We start from the raw sequence: 15,793 nt of genomic DNA on the forward strand, positions 1-15,793 counted from the left end.
TCTCTCGATCATCTCAGCCTCACGTGTTTAGGGAACTACGGGATGTCGCCTCCTCCGTCCTGCAACCTGCCTCAGACGGCGGCCACCACCACGATCTCGACTCGGCATGCCGGGTCATTCAGTTCGACCTTGCCGCAACAACGAGTGGGGGTCTGCCCGGGCACGACCCAGGCATCCCACACCGCGTTCATCGCCGCAAAATCGTCCATCGTCTTCAACCAGATCTGCGCGCTCAGCATCCGGCTCTTGTCGGTCCCCGCCTGCCCGAGCAATTCGTCCACCTTGGCCAATACCTGGCGGGTCTGGCCGGCGATGTCTTGCGAGCGGTCGTCGGGCACCTGGCCCGACAGGTAGGCAATGCCGTGGTGAACCAGCGCCCGGCTGCGCCGCGCGCTCTGGTCGATGCGTGTCATGTCACTCATGCTTTCTTCTCCAGTGATCCATAGGCGCCGCCGCCGGCGGTCTCCATCAATACGCGGTCGCCGGCGCGCAGCACGCGCGGTTCGGTGGGATCGACGGCCTGGCCGTTGATGGCCAGGCGTCCGGGCTGGCCGGCGCCGCCGCCCGCCAGCCCGGACGGCGCGGACTTGAGCTGGGTCATCAGGAACGAGGCTGCCGCATCCGGTGCATCGGGCAGCAACTCGTACTCGAAGCGGATGCCGCAGCCGCCCGGCTGGCGCCCCTCGCCGCCGCTGCCGCGGCGGATCTCGCGCCGCAGGACACGGATGGGCGCCAGGGACTCCATCATCTCGACCGGGGTATTGCCCAGGTTGGCCGGAAAGCTCAGCGCCGAGAACCCAGGCCGGCGCGCGTTGGCCCCCTGCCCCGCGTTCAGGAAGTTGACAACGGCGTAGCGCTTGCCCCGGTACTCGCCCGACATGGTCATCGACGAATTCGGCGACCCCGAGGCCCAGACCTTTTCGGGCAGCACCTCGGCCAGCGCCTTGAAGACGGCGCCCGGCAACAGATGGCCGATGGCGCTGCGGCCGCCCGACGCCGCGGGATAGGTCGGATTCAGCAGCGAACCGAGCGGCGCCTGGGTCGTGATGGGCAGGAAGCTGCCTTCGTTGTTCGGAATGTCCGCGCACAGCAAGGCCTTCAGGCCGTACACGGTGTAGGCGAACACGTAGATCGGCACCACGTTCAGGGCGCGCGGCAACTGCGCGGACGTTCCCGCGTAGTCGATGTCGATGCGGTCGCCGGCCACGGTCAGTTGGCAACGGATGACGATGGGCTCCTCGAAACCGTCGTGCTGCACGGTCGAGCGGTAGACGCCGTCGGGCAAGGCACGGATGGCCTCGCGCATGGCCTCTTCCGAACGCCTGCGCACTTCCGCGCCCAGCGCCTCGAGGTCCACCGTTTCCAGCGGCCCCTTCAGGCGATCGGCCATCATCCGGCACGCCGCCACCTGCGCCCAGATGTCGCCCATGCCCTGCTCCGGCACGCGGATGTTCTGGGTGATCATCTCGATCAGCACCTCGTTGGGCTTGCCGTCGTCGAGCAGCTTCATCAGCGGAATCTGCAGGCCTTCTTCGTAGATCTCGCGGCTGCTGTTGCTGCGCAGCTTGCCGCCGATGTCGGGCAGGTGCGAAACCACCGCGCCGAAAGCCACCAGCCGGCCCTCGAAGAAGATGGGCGTGACAGTGGTGACGTCGTGCACGTGGCCCGAACCTTTCCACGGATCATTGGTGATGAAGACGTCGCCCGGCTTGATGGTGTCGGCCGGGTACTTGTCCAGGAAATGGCGCACCGTCGCCGGCAGGCAGCCGATGAAACCGGGCAGGCTCATGGCCGATTGCGCCAGCGAACGCCCCTGGGCATCGGTCAGCACGATGGCGAAATCGTTGCCGTCCCTGACCAGCGTGGAAAAGCAGGTGCGCACGAACGCCGCCGCGGCCTCGTCCACGACGCTGATGAGCCGCTTCCACAGGATCTCCAGTTCGACCGCGTCGAAGCGGGTCTGCCGGGCGGCCGGCCTCCGCCGCGAGGATGTCTTGTCCATTATTCGAATTCCTTGATGGTCACGGATACGGTCAGGTCCGGAAGAATCGTCACGTCGGCCGCCACCGCGACGACCAGGGTGGATTCGCGTTCTTCCAGGATCAGCGGCCCCGGCAGAGTGGTTCCCGCCGGCAGCGAATAGCGGTCGTGCACCGGCACCTCGCCGTACGCCCGCCGCAGCGGCAGGTAGACGGGCCGCGAGCCCGCCGGCGCGCCGCCGCTGGTGCGCGTGTCGCCCCATTCGAAATGGCTGCCTTCGGTGCGCGCCTTGCCGACCAGTCGCCAGGTCGTGACCTGCGGCCGGGCATTCGGTACCAGGCGGCCGTACAGGCGCCGGTATTGCTCTTCGAACGCGGCGAGCACGCGCGCGCCAGTGCCGGCGTCGGCCTCTGCATAGGGAATCGAAACAGGCACCTCGGCCCCCTGGCCGTGGTAGCGCATGTCGGCACCGATGCGCCACTCGACATCGCGGGCCCCCACCGAAGCCAGCTCGGCCTCGCCCTCTTGCTTGAGTGCGCTCAGCACGCGCGCGACCTGGCCCCAGTCGACCTCGGCCAGTAGCTGCGGACTGGACCAGGCACGGTCCACGCGCGCCGGCGCGGCCAGCATGCCCAGGCACGACCCGGCGCCCGCGGCGATGGGCACCAGCACGCGCGGGATGCGCAGCTTGCGCGCCACGTCCACCGCGTGCACCGGGCCCGCGCCGCCCGTCGCCACCATGGACAGTTCGCGCGGATCGTGGCCGGTCTCGGCGATGTGGATGCGGGCCGCGCTCGCCATGTTCTCGTTGACCATGTTGCAGATGCCCCAGGCCACGCCCTCGGCCGGCATCTCCAGTTGCTGGCCGAGCCGGGCCATGGCCGCACGGGTAGCCTCCAGGTCCAGCGCCATCTCGCCGCCCAGGAAATTGGCCGGGTTCAGATAGCCCAGCAGCAGGTCGGCGTCGGTCACCGTCGGCTGCGTGCCGCCACGGCCGTAGCAAACCGGTCCAGGCACCGATCCCGACGATTCCGGACCGACGTTGAGCAGGCCCAGCCGGTTGCAAAAGGCGATCGAACCGCCGCCGGCGCCGATCTCGATCAGCTCGATGCTGGGAATGAGGATGGGCAGCCCCGACCCGCGCTTGAAGCGCTCCACGCGCGCGCATTCGAAGCTGTGGGCGACCGGCGCCTCGCCGTCGATGGCGACGCAGGCCTTGGCCGTGGTGCCGCCCATGTCGAACGCCAGCACCTGGTCCACGCCGTTCTGCCGCGCGGTGTTCAGCGCCGACAGCACCCCCGCGGCCGGCCCGGACTCCAGCAGCATGATGGGCGACTCGGCGCCCGCGCGGGCGGAGGTGAACCCCCCGCTGGACACCATCACGCGCAGCGAAATGCCGCGGCGGATGTCGCCGATGCGCGCCTCGAGCTGGCGCAGGTAATCGGCCACCACCGGCTTGACGTAGGCATTGGCCGTGGTGGTGGAGGTCCGTTCGAATTCGCCGATCTCGCGCGCCAGCGACGACGAGGTCGATACCGCCATGTCGGGCAGACGCGCCTTGATGGCCGCCTCGATGCGGCGTTCATGGCTGTCGTCCATGTAGGCATGCAACAGCGACACCGCGACCGAGGTCACGCCCGCGTCCGCCAGCGCCTGGATCGCCGCCGCGACATCCGCGTCGTCCAGCGCTTCGAGCACGTCGCCATGCGCGCCCAGCCGCTCGGCCACTTCGGCCCGGCACTCGGGCGGCACCAGCGGCCGGGGCAGCACGATGTCCAGGTCATAAGGGTCATAGCGCCACTCGCGCCCGATGTCGAGCGCATCGCGCATGCCGGCGGTGGTGATCAGGCCGGTAGCGGCGCCCTTGCGTTCGATCAGCGTATTGGTGACCAGCGTCGTGCCGTGCAGCACCTCGCCCAGCGACGGCGCCGCCCCGCCCATCGAGACCGCGATCTGCCGCAACAGGTCGCCGATGACGGTGGAGACCGCTTCGCCGGGGTCCGACGGTGTGGTCGGCGTCTTGCCGACCCAGATCCGGCCCTGCGGATGCAAGGTTGCCACGCCGTCCGTGAAGGTTCCGCCGATATCCACGGCGACGCGCAAGGTACTGGAGCCTGCAGCAGATGTGTTCACGCTCTCTCTATCCCATTCAGTTTGAATCGAAGCCGTCCCGCGCACGCGGCTAGTAGGCGATGGTGATCAACCGCTCCTCGGTCATTTCCCTGATGGCGTAGCCCGGCCCTTCGCGGCCGTGGCCGCTGTCCTTGACGCCGCCGAAGGGCATGGCGTCGACCCGCGCGCTGGAGGCTTCGTTGATGTGCACGCCGCCGAAGCGCAAAGCCAGCGCGGTGCGCAGCGCCGTATGCAGATCGGCCGTGAACAGGCCTGCCGCCAGGCCGAAGTCGCTGGCGTTGGCGCCGGCCACCGCCTCGGCGATGTCGTCGAACTCGATGATGGACAGCACCGGCGCAAAGATTTCCTCGCACACCACCCGCATGTCGCTGCGCACGTCCTGCAGGACCGTCGGCTCGAACACCCGGCCGCGCAGCGTGCCGCCGGTCAGCAGGCGCGCGCCCTGGCTCACGGCCTCGTCCACCCACGACGCCGCGCGCCGGGCGTGATGCTCGCTGATCATCGGACCGATGACGGTGCGCGGATCGGCCGGATCGCCGACCGGCGTTGCCCGCACGGCCTCCACCAGGCGCGGCACGAAGGCCGGCGCGATGCGCCGGTCGACGAACAGCCGCTGCACCGAGGTGCAGACCTGGCCCGCCTTGCGGAAGCCCGCATTGATGATCTTGGGGATCGCCATTTCGATATCGGCGTCGTGGCACACGATCGTGCTGGCGATACTGCCTAGCTCGAGCTGCGTGCCGCGCAGGCCGGCGGCCTGCTGGATCTCGCGCCCCACCTGCGTGCTGCCGGTGAAGGCGTAGTACGCGATACGCGGATCGGCCAGCAGTTGCCGGCCGAGCGAGCCCCCCGGCCCGTGCAGCAGGGTCAGCAGTTCGCCCGGCACGCCGGCGTCGATCAGCGCCTTGCACAGTTCGACCGCCGCCAGCGGCGTGAAGGTCGAAGGCTTGATGATCACCGAATTGCCGCCGGCCAGCGCCGGCCCCACTTTGTGGGCCAGCGTATTGAGCGGCGAATTGAACGGCGTGATGGCGCAGATCACCCCGAGCGGGGCCCGCACGGTGAACCCCAGGCGGTCCTTGACCCCGCGGCCGGCCGCCATGGGAATCAGGTCGCCCACCAGCCGCTTGGCTTCTTCGCCCGACAGCTCCAGGGTCTGGGCACAGCGCCGCACCTCGTTCTCGCTATCGGCGCGGGTGAAGCCGGCCTCGTCGCGCAGCAGGTCGACGAACTGCCGCATGCGGCTCTCGATGATGCGGGCCGCGCCGGTCAGGGCCTGATAGCGCGCATACGGTTCCATGCGCACGGTATCGGCGGCGCGCCGGGCGGCGCCGATCGCCTCGTCGATCTGGGCGCTGGACGCCACGGCCATCTCGCCGTAGACGCGGCCCGCGTATTTGTCTGTGAGCGGCTGGGAGGATGCGCCATCCACCCAACGGCCATTGATCAGCAGTCTGGACATCGTCTCGCTCCTTCAGGCCGCCACGCCCAGGCCTTGCATGAAACGCAGGCGGATCTTGGCGGGATCGCGCTCGGTCGTACCGGCGGGTTTTTCGCCATCGATGCGCGCGCCGATGACCCACGGCCCGTCTCCCTCCAGCGCCTGCCCGACCAGGGACTCGAAATGCCCCTCGTCCAGCGCCCAGGAACTGCGCTCCAGTCCGGCGGCTCGTGCCATGCCGATCAGGTCCACCTTTGATGACGTCAGGGTCTTCTGCGATCCCGTTATCTGATACATGCCGTTGTCCCAGACGACGATGGCCAGGTTGCGCGGCGCCTGCGCCGCGACCGTTCCCAGCGCGCCCAGCTCCATCAGCAGCGAACCGTCGCCCTCCAGCGCGAATACGCGGCGCGCCGGCTGGGCCATGGCCACGCCGAGCGCGATGGGAATGGCCAGCCCCATGCTGCCCAGCATGTAGAAGTTCTGTGGCCGCTGGCCGCTGGCCCACAGATCGAAGTTGCTGTTGCCTATGCCGCCGATGACGGCCTCTTCCCGCTCGAGCCGGGCCACCAGCCTGCGTGTCAGGTCGGCGCGATTCATGACCTTGGCGCTGGCGCGGGAGATCGATCTCAGTTCGCTGTCCGGCATGGGGGTCTCCTTCAGCGCGCCGCCGCATGAGCGGCAGTCGGGACGAGTTTCTTGGTCAGCAGCGGCGACAGGATCATCGCGGCCGGTTCATGCGTGGCAAAGGCCTGGCCGATCATGCTGCCCACGACGAATTCGACGTCGTCGCGCCGCTCGATGGCGAAGTGCGGAATGCCCAACGCCGTCAACACCGGCCGCATCGTGCGGCACACCATGGCCTGGCCGAGCTGGAAATCGCCGACCGCGCCGCGCTCGGAAATCATCATCGGCACCGGTATGCGATAGGGGCTCAGAAGCGAGGCCAGCACATTGGGCAGGGTGGCGAAACCGCTGGTCTGCATCAGGACGATGCCGCGCGTGCCCGCCATGTAGGCGCCGGCCACGATGCCCACGGCCTCTTCTTCGCGGGCGGGACAGACCACGGTGAAATACGGATCGTCGTGGACCAGCCGGATCAAAGGTGCCAGGACGTTATCCGGCACATAGGCCACGAGCCTGACGTCGTTGGCCTTGAGCGCGCGTACGACGATCTCGGGCCAGTTTTCGGCGGAGGAATCGGCCGACATGGATGCTCCCTGTCTGATTGAATGAACAAGGGACCGTGTGCAACGAGGCACCGGCATGGCCCGCCGGCTCCGCATCGGGGCGGCACGCCGGACAGGCAAGGGCATCCTAAGTTCGACGCTTTCATCAGCACAAACAATTCGTTTTTGTCCATTCTTCACTTTTGCCGATAGATCGCCGACGGCCGCTTTCCACCGCCGCCACGACGCATCTATCGACGGCGACGATCAATCCACCAAAACTAGTAATTTGTACTGATCAAAGCCCACTCTTACGATTCCTTCGCCATCCGCGCATCGGGCACAGAGCCGGTGCGCCACTTACCACGCAAGGGATCCATGACTACGACGATGAGAGTGATCGCGCTCAACGAGCACGGCGGCCTGGAGCAGTTGAAGCTGGAGCGATGGCCGGTGCCGCGCCCCGCGACGGGCCAGGCGCTGGTGCAGATCAAGGCCTGCGGACTGAACTACATGGACGTGTTCGTGCTGCACGGCATGCCCGACCTGCACACGACCATGCCGCGCATTCCTGGCGGCGACGTCGCCGGCGTCGTGGCCGACGTGGGCGAAGGCGTGCCGCGAGACTGGGTAGGCAAACGGGTGGCGCTGTTCCCGCGCTTTCCCGAAGGCGGCGTGCTGGGCGAGCACGGCAATGGCGGACTATGCGAATACATCGCGGTAGACCAGCGCCAGTTGATCGAGATCCCCGAGGGAGTGGGTTTCAATGAAGCGGCCGCCCTGCCCATCGCCTACGGCACCTCGCACCGCATGCTGTTCACCCGCGGCAGGATCCAGGCCGGAGAAAAAGTGCTGGTGCTGGGCGCCAGCGGCGGCGTGGGCGTTTCCTGCGTGCAGTTCGCCAAGATGGCCGGCGCCGAAGTCATCGCCTGCACCAGCAGCGAGGAGAAAGGCCGCAAGCTGCGCGAACTGGGCGCCGACCACATCGTCAACTACGCTGAGCATCCCGATTTTTCCAAACCGGTCTGGGCCGCTTCCGGCAAGAAGGGAGTCGACGTCGCCATCAATTTCACCGGCGGCGACACCTGGATCCCGACCCAGCGCTGCATGGCGGTCAACGGCCGCATCCTGACCTGCGGCTCGACCGCTGGCCATCTTTGTCCCATCGACATTCGCTACGTGTGGCACCGCGAGATCGACATCATCGGCTCGCGCGCCTACCTGCCCAGCGACATCGAGGCCTGCCTGGCCTATGTCGCCGAGGGCCGGCTCGCCCCCGTCATCGAGACCATCCTCCCGCTCGAACGCGCCGCCGAAGGCGTCGGCCTGCTCGAGAACCGCCGCATCTTCGGAAAGGTGATCGTGAACCCATGAGCCCATCCATCAAGAACCTCGGCTGCATCGGCAGCGAATTCCGCAACGACGCACGTCCCGCCGTCATCGACCTGTCGGACCCGGACCATCCGCGCGAGGTGGACTACCCGACCTTCCACGCGTCGTGCGACGCCATGGCGCGCGGACTGCGCCGGCACGGCCTGGCGCCGGGTGAACGGATCGGCATCCTGTGCTCGAACCGCCTGGAGTTCCTGGAAATCTTCTTCGGCGCGATGCGGGCGGGCATCATCCCGGTGCCCATCGGCATCCTGCAACCCAAGGCCACCGTCGAATGGGTGGTGCGCGACGCCCAGGTGCGCCTGGTGTTCTGCGACGGCGCGCTGCGGATGAACCTGCCGGACGACGTGCCCTGCGTCGACGTCGACGCGGACGGACAGCGGCCCTACGAAGCCTTCAAGGATCCCGGACCGTTCGAGCCCTACGCGCCCGCCTACGACGACGTGGCCTTCCAGCCCTATACCTCCGGCTCGACCGGCCGCCCCAAGGGCGCGCTGCTGTCCCACCGCGCCCATACCTGGGTGGCCGAGACCATTTCGCATGACCGCGGCTTCTGCGCCACCGACCGCATGATCGTCGCGGCGCCCCTCTACCACAAGCACGCGATGAACTCGATCAAGTGCGTGCTGGTGGGCGGCTCGGCCGTGATCCTGATGCGCAAGTTCGAACCCCGGCGCTACATCGAGGCCATCACCCGCCATCGCGTGACCGTGCTGTCGGGCGTGCCGACCATCTTCGCGATGATCCTGCAGCAGCGCGACCTGATCGAAGGCCAGGACTATTCCTTCGTGCGGCTCGCCACCATGGGCGGCGCGCCGGCCTCGGACGTGCTGATCGACGAGGTCGCGCGCATGTTTCCGCGCGCCGAGATCGTTACCATCTTCGGCACCACCGAGACCAGCGCCGCGCTGTTCGGCCCGCACCCGCAGGGCAAGCCGCGCCCCCGCCATTCGGTGGGCTGGCCGGTGTCCGGCAACCGCTTCCGTCTGGTCGGCGACGCCGGCGACGGCGACTTCGGCACGCTGTACGTGCAGGGGCCGGGCATGATGAACGGCTACTACAACAACCCCGAGGAAATGGCCCGCCGCATGAAAGACGGCTGGTTCGACACGGGCGACGTGCTGCGGCGCGACGCGGACGGCTGGTACTACTTCGTCGGGCGGGCCGACGACATGTTCGTTTCCAGCGGGCACAACATCTATCCGGGCGACGTCGAGCTGATGCTCGAGCGCCATCCCGACATCGACCAGGCCATCGTGGTGCCGGTGCCCGACGAGATCAAGCATCGCATTCCCTATGCCTTCATCGTCAAGCGTGCCGGCTCGCCGCTCACCGCCGAGGCGGTCAAGGCGCACTCGCTGGAGAATGCGCCGCCCTACCAGTATCCGCGCCGGGTGATCTTCGTCGATGCGCTGCCGCTGAACGGCGTCGGCAAGATCGACCGCAAGGCGCTCGAGGCGCAGGCGCGCGAACTGAGCGAACAGGCCCGCGCGGTCGGCGCCTGACCCCGCACGGCGGCTCGGCCGCCGGGCCATCTGGCATGGAGAATCCTATGACGCTGGAAGAATTGCAGGCGCTGGTGTCGCGCGGCCCCTACCTGCAGTGGCTGGGCCTGAAGGTGCTGGCGCTGGAAGAAGACAGCATCGAGGTAAGCGCCACCTGGCGCGAGGAATGGGTGGCCAGCACCCGGCTGATGCAGACGCACGGCGGGATCCTGGCCTCGCTGATCGATTTCGCCGCCGACTTCGCCCTGGTCCGCCGCATCGGCCACGGCGTGCCTACCATCGACCTGCGCGTCGATTACCACCGCCTGGCCAAACCCGGCGACCTGATCGCAAAGGGCCGGGTCATCAAGCACGGACGTCAATTCTCGGTTTGCGAGGCGCAGGTGCTCCAGGACGGCAAGCTGATCGCGAGCGGGCGCGGGACCTACATCACCGCGCCCCCGCAGCCCTAGACCGACGCCCCCGAGAACTTCACCACCTCGGACCACTTGCGGCTTTCTTCCTGGACCTTGCGGGCGTATTCGGCCGCGCCGCCCAGCATCGGCTCGGCGCCTTCGATGCCGAGCTTGGACTGGAATTCGGGCGTGGACGCCGCCTTCAGGATCTCGCCGCCCAGTTGCGCCACGTCCGCCTGCGGCACGCCCTTGGGGGCCAGGATGCCGTAGGTCAGCGTGCTCTCGAAGCCGGCCAGCGCCGGGACACCGGACTCGGCAACGGTCGGCACGTCTGGCAGCAGCGCCAGCCGCTTCGCGTTCGTGACCGCCAGGGCCTGCAGCTTGCCCGCCTTGACGAGCGCCATGGCGGCCGGGATCACGCTGAAGCTGAAATCCACCTGGCCGCCAGCCACGTCGGCCAGCGCCGGCGCCGTGCCCTTGTACGGCGCATGGACGGCGCGCGCCCCCAGCGCGTGCAGGAACATTTCCGCCGTCAGGTGGCCGCCCGTGCCGGCGCCGCTGGACGCATAGGTCAGGTCGGCATTCTTGGCCTTGAGCGCGTCGACCAGTTGCGCGACGCTCTTGACGGGCGAGGCGGCCGGCACGACCAGCAGCAGTGCCGACGACGCGAACATCGCGACCGGCTGCAGGTCGGTGGCGGCGTTGAACGCCAGGTTCTTGTAGAGCGCCGGATTGATGGCGATCGTGCCTGTATGGCCGAGCAGGAAGGTGTTGCTGTCGGCCGCGGCGCGCACCACCAGTTCCGTGCCGAGATTGCCGCCGGCGCCCGGCTTGTTCTCGACGATGACGTCCTTCTGGGTCATCGCGTTCAGGCTGAACGCGAGCTGGCGCGCGAACACGTCGTTCCCGCCGCCCGGCGCGAACGGCACGATGATGCGGGTCACCCGCTTGCGGCCCTGGGCCCAGGCATTGGGAGCGGCGGCGACGGCCAGGCCAAGCGCTGGCGCGGCGGCCAGCAGGCGGCGGCGGATGGAGCGGGAAACGGTGCGGGAAGTGGAGATCGCCATGTCTGGAAAGTGGGTGGAAAGCGGGGTTCAAGCATAGCCGATCGCCCTGGGCCGCCCGACGGCGGAAACCCTTAGGCCGCCCCCAGCCATATCAAAACGGCATAACAGCTGTCCATCGAAAACGGTATCGGCCGGTGCCGCGCCTGTCCACAATGCTCTTCCAGGCAGGACGACACTGCCGTACCACCAGGAGACATCATGGACCGCCACCACCTTCCGCCCCGGCGCGGGTTCCTTTCCCCATTGCTGCTCACGCTCGCCACCCTCCTGGCCTCGCCGGCCGCGTGGCCGCAGGCCTTCCCGCAGAAGCCGGTCAAGATCGTCGTCGGCTTCGGCCCGGGCGGACTGGGCGACACCGTGGTCCGCACCCTGGCGCAGAAGATGGCCGAGTCGCTGGGTCAGAGCGTCGTGGTCGAGAACGCGCCCGGCGCCGGCGGCATCACGGCGGCTTCGATGGTCGCCCGTGCCGCGCCGGACGGGTACACGCTGCTGCTGGTCAGCGGCCAGAACGCGTTCAGCCCCTATCTGTTCAAGTCGCTGCCCTACGATCCGGTGGACAGCTTCTCGATGATCTCCACCATCGGCACCTTCCATTTCCTGCTGGTGGCCGACAAGGACAGTCCGCTCAAGACGGTTGACGACGTCGTCGCCGCCGCCCGCCGGGATCCGGCGCACTTCAACATCGGCACGATCAGCGTCGGCAGCGCCCAGCATCTGTCGGCGCGCCTGTTCGCGACCATGGCGGGGCTGGACGTCCCCATCGTCCCGTTCAAGTCCACCGGCGACGTCATCGCCGCCCTGCGTGGACGCAATGTCCAGGTGGGCATGGAAACCGTCACCGGCGCGCTGGGCCAGATCCGCGGGGGCTCGCTGCGGGCCATCGCGACCACGGGCTCCACGCGGATAGGGTTCCTGCCCGACGTGCCCACCATCGCGGAAAGCGGCAACCCGGCCCTGGCCAGGTACGAATCGGACTCCTGGAACGGCATCGTCGCCCCCGCCGGCACGCCGCCGGCGGTGGTGCGCAAGCTCAACCAGGAAATCGGCAAGGCCCTGCAATCGCCGGACGTGCGCCAGCGCTTCATCGCGCTGGGCATAGAACCGCGCGGCAGCACGCCGGAGGCGCTCAAGGAGGTCTTCCAGAAGGACGCCGCCAAGTGGCGGGTCGTCATCGAGGAAGCCGGCATCGAGAAACAATGAAACCCGACCAGGCAAACGGAACCGTCATGACCCACCGCAGCACGGCGCCTTCGGCGCCGCAAGAAACGACCGCCGCCATTACCGAGGAGGAAAGGCAAACCAGGATAGACCTGGCCGCCTGCTACCGGCTGATAGACCTGTTCGGCATGAGCGACATGATCCTGAACCACATCTCGGCGCGGGTCCCGGGCGACGACGAGCATTTCCTGATCAACCCCTTCGGCATGATGTACGAGGAAATCACGGCGTCGTGCCTGATCAAGGTCGACCTGGCGGGCAAGGTGATCCACAACCCCAACGCGCAGTACACGATCAACCTGCCCGGCTACGTGATCCACAGCGCGATCCACGGCGCGCGGCCGGACGTCGCCTGCGTCCTGCATACCCACACGCCCGCGGGCATGGCGGTATCGGCCCTGCAATGCGGCCTGTTGCCGCTGAACCAGACCGCGATGCGCTTCGCTGGCGGCGTGGGCTACCACGACTTCGAAGGCGTGGCGGTGGACGTGGACGAGCGCCAGCGGCTGGCTGCCAACCTGGCCGACCGCGACGTCATGATCCTGCGCAATCACGGGCTGCTGGCCGTGGGCCGGACCGTGGCCGAGGCCTTCGTCAACATGCAGCGGCTCGAACGGGCGTGCCAGACGCAGTTGCTGACGCTGTCGGCCGGCAGCCCCCTGCACATGCCGGCGCCGGCCGTGGCCGAGCGCGCCTACCAGCAGTTGCGCCACGCGCCCACGCCCAATCCTGACGGCACCCATCCCCCCCACGGCGAACGCGAGTGGCCGGCGCTGCTGCGGATGCTGGACCGCCGCGACACGAGCTATCGCGATTGACGCCGGGAGCCACCACGATGAAACACCGCATCCTGCAGATAGGCCCCATCACCGCCCCCGCCGATGAGCGGCTGGCGCGCGATTACGACATCGCCCCGCTGTGGCAGCAGCCCGATCGCGCCGCGTTCCTGGCCGAACACGGGTCTGCCTTCGAGGGCATCGCCGTGCACGTGCGCGATGCCTGCGGCGCCGACATCCTGGACGCCGTGCCCCATGCCCGCGTCATCGCCAACTTCGGCGTGGGCTACGACAAGATCGACGTCGAGACCGCCAAGCGCCTCGGCATGCAGATCAGCAACACGCCGCGCGTCCTGGACGGCTGCGTCGCCGACCTGGCCATGGGCCTGGCGATAGACGTGGCACGCGGCATTTCCACGACCGACCGCTTCGTGCGGGCCGGCGGCTGGAAGACCGGCCAGCGTCCGCTGATGACGCGCGTCCACGGCAAGAACATGGGCCTGCTGGGCTTCGGCGGCATCGGCCAGGCCGTCGCGCGCCGCGCCGCCGGCTTCGACATGGCGGTGCGCTATCACACGCGCCGGCCGGTCGCGGGTGCCCCGCACGAACACGAACCCTCGCTGGTGGAACTGGCCCGCTGGGCCGACTTCCTGGTCGTGGCCTGCCCGGGCGGCCCCGCCACCCGCCATCTGGTGAACGCCGAGGTCATGGAGACGCTGGGTCCGCGCGGTATCCTGGTCAATATCGCGCGCGGAAGCGTGGTGGACGAAGGCGCGCTGGTGCAGGCGCTGCAGGCTGGCAGCCTGGGCGGCGCGGGGCTGGACGTGTTCGAACACGAGCCCGACGTGCCGCCGGCCCTGCTGGAGATGGACCAGGTCGTGGCGCTGTCGCACATCGCCGGCTTCACGCGCGAATCGCGCGCCGACATGGAACGGCTGGTGTGCGACAACCTGGACGCCTACTTCCGTGGCGGACAGGTCCTGACCCCGGTCTGAACACCCCACGGAGCAATCGACCATGCCGCGCTTCGCCGCCAATCTCTCCATGCTCTATCCCGACCGCCCCTTCCTGGAGCGGTTCGGCTGCGCGATGCGGGACGGTTTCACGGCGGTCGAGTTCTTCTTTCCCTACGACCACCCCCAAGCGGACCTGGCGGCCCGCCTGCGCGATCACGGCCTGCGCCTGGTGTTCTTCAACGCCACGCCCAGGTCGCATCCGGAGGAACGCGGGATCGCCTGCCTGCCGGGCCGGCAGCGGGAATTCCGCGACAGCTTTGTGCGCGCGCTCGACCATGCCGCGGCGCTCGATTGCGGCAGCCTGCACGTCATGCCCGGCCGGATGCCCGCGCAGGCGGATCCCGCGGCCCTGCACGCGACCTACGTCGAGAACCTTGCCTGGGCCGCGGACCGGGCCGCACGCGACGGGCGCACGGTGCTGATCGAACCGATCAATCCCCGCGACGTGCCCGGCTTCTTCCTGACCCGCCAGGAGCAGGCCCACGAGATCGTCCGTGGAGTGGGCTCGCCCCACCTGAAGATCCAGATGGATCTCTATCACTGCCAGATCGTGGAAGGCGACCTGGCCGCCCGGCTGCGCCGCTACCTGCCCACCGGGCGCGTCGGCCACGTGCAGATCGCGGGCGTGCCGGACCGCCACGAGCCGGATACCGGCGAGATCAACTATCCCTATCTGTTCGGCCTGATGGACGAACTGGGCTATGACGGCTGGGTCGGCTGCGAATACCACCCCCGGCTGGGCGATCGGCCGGGCGGCACCTCGGCCGGACTGGCATGGCTGCGCCAGGCGCGCGCCGCTACATGCGCAGGCCCAGCACCAGTTCGCGGATGATGTCCTGCATGGCCTGCTGCGTGCGCGTGGCGGGCCGCTGCGCGCTGACCGCCAGCGCCAGCTTGCTGCGCAGGCGCGGCTTGACGATGGGCACCGCGCGGAACACTTCCTCTCGGCCGGACGTACGCACGGCGTTGACCGACAGCACCGCGGCCCCCACGCCCTCGGCCACCAGGTCGAGCATGGCCGCGACCCCGTCTATCTCCATGGCGATGCGCGGATGCAGCCCGATGTTGGCCAGTTCGGCCTCGACCAGCATGCGTATGGTGTTGGGCCGGGTCGGAATCACCAGGGGCTGGTCGGCCAGTTCGCGCACGCTGATCGACTTGCGCGCCCGGTCCTCGCGCCGGGTGACGAGGTAGAAGTCTTCTTCCAGCAGCACGACGCTGTCGATGTCGGGCGACGGCGCGGGGTTGTACAACAGCGCGATGTCCAGCCGGCCGCTTTGCAGCGACTCCTGCAAGCCTGTGGAAAGGCTCTCGGAAATGGACAGCGCCGCTTCCGGCAGTTGCGCCCGCACCGCGCGGGTCAACGGCACGGTCAGCATCTTGGCGAAGCGGGGCGGCAGGCCGATCGCCACCCGGCCGGCCAGCGCACCGCGCAGCCGCCCCAGTTCCTCGCGGGTGCGCGCGACCTGGTGCAGGATGCCCCGTCCGTGTTCGAGCAGCATCTTGCCCGCCTCGGTGGGCACCACCCCGCGCCCGGTGCGCCTGAGCAGGCTCTGCCCCAGTTCGACTTCGAGCTGGCGTACCTGCCGGCTAAGCGCGGGCTGGGCGATGTCGAGCGCGATGGAGGCCCGCGTGAAACCGCCCAGTTCCGCCACGCTCACGAAGTATTCGAGCTGCTTGAGGTCCACGGCGGTAGCGGGC

The 15,793-nt window shown here is 68.5% G+C and carries 15 protein-coding genes; 7 read left to right on the forward strand and 8 right to left on the reverse strand.

Annotated features, from left to right (window positions below; all coding sequences use genetic code 11):
* Positions 1 to 71: 71 nt before the first annotated feature.
* From WKR98_RS27345 to WKR98_RS27370, 6 genes are read right to left on the reverse strand one after another with little or no spacing between them, the layout of a single operon-like run.
* Positions 72 to 422, reverse strand: coding sequence for a RidA family protein (locus WKR98_RS27345; RefSeq protein WP_124691077.1), 351 nt, complete (start codon positions 420 to 422; stop codon positions 72 to 74).
* Positions 419 to 2,002 carry a hydantoinase B/oxoprolinase family protein gene (locus WKR98_RS27350; RefSeq protein WP_341435216.1) on the reverse strand — a complete coding sequence of 528 codons (1,584 nt, stop codon included), beginning with the start codon at positions 2,000 to 2,002 and terminating at the stop codon, positions 419 to 421. The genes WKR98_RS27345 and WKR98_RS27350 overlap by 4 nt, the downstream gene beginning before the upstream one ends.
* A complete protein-coding gene (locus WKR98_RS27355) occupies positions 2,002 to 4,113 on the reverse strand; it encodes a hydantoinase/oxoprolinase family protein (RefSeq protein ID WP_341435217.1) in 2,112 nt (703 codons plus the stop codon). The genes WKR98_RS27350 and WKR98_RS27355 overlap by 1 nt, the downstream gene beginning before the upstream one ends.
* Positions 4,114 to 4,162: 49 nt before the next feature.
* Positions 4,163 to 5,575, reverse strand: a complete 1,413-nt coding sequence (locus tag WKR98_RS27360; protein WP_124691080.1) for an aldehyde dehydrogenase family protein — start codon at positions 5,573 to 5,575, stop codon at positions 4,163 to 4,165.
* A 12-nt stretch (positions 5,576 to 5,587) separates the two neighbouring features.
* A complete protein-coding gene (locus tag WKR98_RS27365) occupies positions 5,588 to 6,202 on the reverse strand; it encodes a thiamine pyrophosphate-dependent enzyme (RefSeq protein ID WP_341435218.1) in 615 nt (204 codons plus the stop codon).
* Positions 6,203 to 6,213: 11 nt separating this feature from the next.
* Entirely contained in the window at positions 6,214 to 6,765 is a 552-nt protein-coding gene (locus WKR98_RS27370) for a decarboxylase (RefSeq protein ID WP_341435219.1), read from the reverse strand.
* 336 nt (positions 6,766 to 7,101) lie between these two features.
* Between WKR98_RS27370 and WKR98_RS27375 the strand changes: the two genes are divergently transcribed.
* Genes WKR98_RS27375 through WKR98_RS27385 form a run of 3 tightly spaced genes read left to right on the forward strand, consistent with a single transcriptional unit; the run spans position 7,102 to position 10,072 of the window.
* Positions 7,102 to 8,097, forward strand: coding sequence for a zinc-binding dehydrogenase (locus WKR98_RS27375; protein WP_341435220.1), 996 nt, complete (start codon positions 7,102 to 7,104; stop codon positions 8,095 to 8,097).
* Positions 8,094 to 9,620, forward strand: coding sequence for a class I adenylate-forming enzyme family protein (locus WKR98_RS27380; RefSeq protein ID WP_341435221.1), 1,527 nt, complete (start codon positions 8,094 to 8,096; stop codon positions 9,618 to 9,620). Before WKR98_RS27375 ends, WKR98_RS27380 begins: the two co-directional genes overlap by 4 nt.
* A 47-nt stretch (positions 9,621 to 9,667) precedes the next feature.
* Positions 9,668 to 10,072, forward strand: coding sequence for a PaaI family thioesterase (locus WKR98_RS27385; protein WP_341435222.1), 405 nt, complete (start codon positions 9,668 to 9,670; stop codon positions 10,070 to 10,072).
* Here the strand turns inward: WKR98_RS27385 and WKR98_RS27390 are convergent.
* Entirely contained in the window at positions 10,069 to 11,082 is a 1,014-nt protein-coding gene (locus tag WKR98_RS27390) for a Bug family tripartite tricarboxylate transporter substrate binding protein (protein WP_341435223.1), read from the reverse strand. The genes WKR98_RS27385 and WKR98_RS27390 overlap by 4 nt on opposite strands.
* A 198-nt stretch (positions 11,083 to 11,280) precedes the next feature.
* Here WKR98_RS27390 and WKR98_RS27395 point away from each other — a divergent pair, with 198 nt between their 5' ends.
* From WKR98_RS27395 to otnI, 4 genes are read left to right on the forward strand one after another with little or no spacing between them, the layout of a single operon-like run.
* Positions 11,281 to 12,282 (forward strand): Bug family tripartite tricarboxylate transporter substrate binding protein, encoded by a 1,002-nt coding sequence (locus tag WKR98_RS27395; RefSeq protein WP_124691086.1) that lies wholly within the window; start codon positions 11,281 to 11,283, stop codon positions 12,280 to 12,282.
* 26 nt (positions 12,283 to 12,308) lie between these two features.
* Complete coding sequence (locus tag WKR98_RS27400; protein WP_124691087.1) at positions 12,309 to 13,118, forward strand: class II aldolase/adducin family protein; 810 nt, start codon at positions 12,309 to 12,311, stop codon at positions 13,116 to 13,118.
* A gap of 17 nt (positions 13,119 to 13,135) precedes the next feature.
* Complete coding sequence (locus WKR98_RS27405; protein ID WP_341435224.1) at positions 13,136 to 14,071, forward strand: 2-hydroxyacid dehydrogenase; 936 nt, start codon at positions 13,136 to 13,138, stop codon at positions 14,069 to 14,071.
* A 22-nt stretch (positions 14,072 to 14,093) separates the two neighbouring features.
* Positions 14,094 to 14,924: a 2-oxo-tetronate isomerase gene (gene otnI / locus WKR98_RS27410; protein WP_341435225.1), complete on the forward strand. Its 831-nt coding sequence runs from the start codon at positions 14,094 to 14,096 to the stop codon at positions 14,922 to 14,924.
* On the opposite strand, the gene WKR98_RS27415 is transcribed toward otnI, so the two are convergent.
* Positions 14,890 to 15,780, reverse strand: coding sequence for a LysR substrate-binding domain-containing protein (locus tag WKR98_RS27415; RefSeq protein WP_341435226.1), 891 nt, complete (start codon positions 15,778 to 15,780; stop codon positions 14,890 to 14,892). The genes otnI and WKR98_RS27415 overlap by 35 nt on opposite strands.
* Positions 15,781 to 15,793 lie beyond the last annotated feature (13 nt).

It is taken from the genome of Pigmentiphaga sp. YJ18 (assembly GCF_038066655.1).
Taxonomy (GTDB): Bacteria; Pseudomonadota; Gammaproteobacteria; order Burkholderiales; family Burkholderiaceae_B; genus Pigmentiphaga.

Excerpts from the sequence above, each read along its gene's own strand:
- WKR98_RS27345 (WP_124691077.1), bottom strand. The coding sequence starts at position 422 with ATGAGTGACATGACACGCATCGACCAGAGCGCGCGGCGCAGCCGGGCG.
- WKR98_RS27350 (WP_341435216.1), bottom strand. The coding sequence starts at position 2,002 with ATGGACAAGACATCCTCGCGGCGGAGGCCGGCCGCCCGGCAGACCCGC.
- WKR98_RS27360 (WP_124691080.1), bottom strand. The coding sequence starts at position 5,575 with ATGTCCAGACTGCTGATCAATGGCCGTTGGGTGGATGGCGCATCCTCC.
- WKR98_RS27365 (WP_341435218.1), bottom strand. The coding sequence starts at position 6,202 with ATGCCGGACAGCGAACTGAGATCGATCTCCCGCGCCAGCGCCAAGGTC.
- WKR98_RS27370 (WP_341435219.1), bottom strand. The coding sequence starts at position 6,765 with ATGTCGGCCGATTCCTCCGCCGAAAACTGGCCCGAGATCGTCGTACGC.
- WKR98_RS27375 (WP_341435220.1), top strand. The coding sequence starts at position 7,102 with ATGACTACGACGATGAGAGTGATCGCGCTCAACGAGCACGGCGGCCTG.
- WKR98_RS27380 (WP_341435221.1), top strand. The coding sequence starts at position 8,094 with ATGAGCCCATCCATCAAGAACCTCGGCTGCATCGGCAGCGAATTCCGC.
- WKR98_RS27385 (WP_341435222.1), top strand. The coding sequence starts at position 9,668 with ATGACGCTGGAAGAATTGCAGGCGCTGGTGTCGCGCGGCCCCTACCTG.
- WKR98_RS27390 (WP_341435223.1), bottom strand. The coding sequence starts at position 11,082 with ATGGCGATCTCCACTTCCCGCACCGTTTCCCGCTCCATCCGCCGCCGC.
- WKR98_RS27395 (WP_124691086.1), top strand. The coding sequence starts at position 11,281 with ATGGACCGCCACCACCTTCCGCCCCGGCGCGGGTTCCTTTCCCCATTG.
- WKR98_RS27400 (WP_124691087.1), top strand. The coding sequence starts at position 12,309 with ATGACCCACCGCAGCACGGCGCCTTCGGCGCCGCAAGAAACGACCGCC.
- WKR98_RS27405 (WP_341435224.1), top strand. The coding sequence starts at position 13,136 with ATGAAACACCGCATCCTGCAGATAGGCCCCATCACCGCCCCCGCCGAT.
- otnI (WP_341435225.1), top strand. The coding sequence starts at position 14,094 with ATGCCGCGCTTCGCCGCCAATCTCTCCATGCTCTATCCCGACCGCCCC.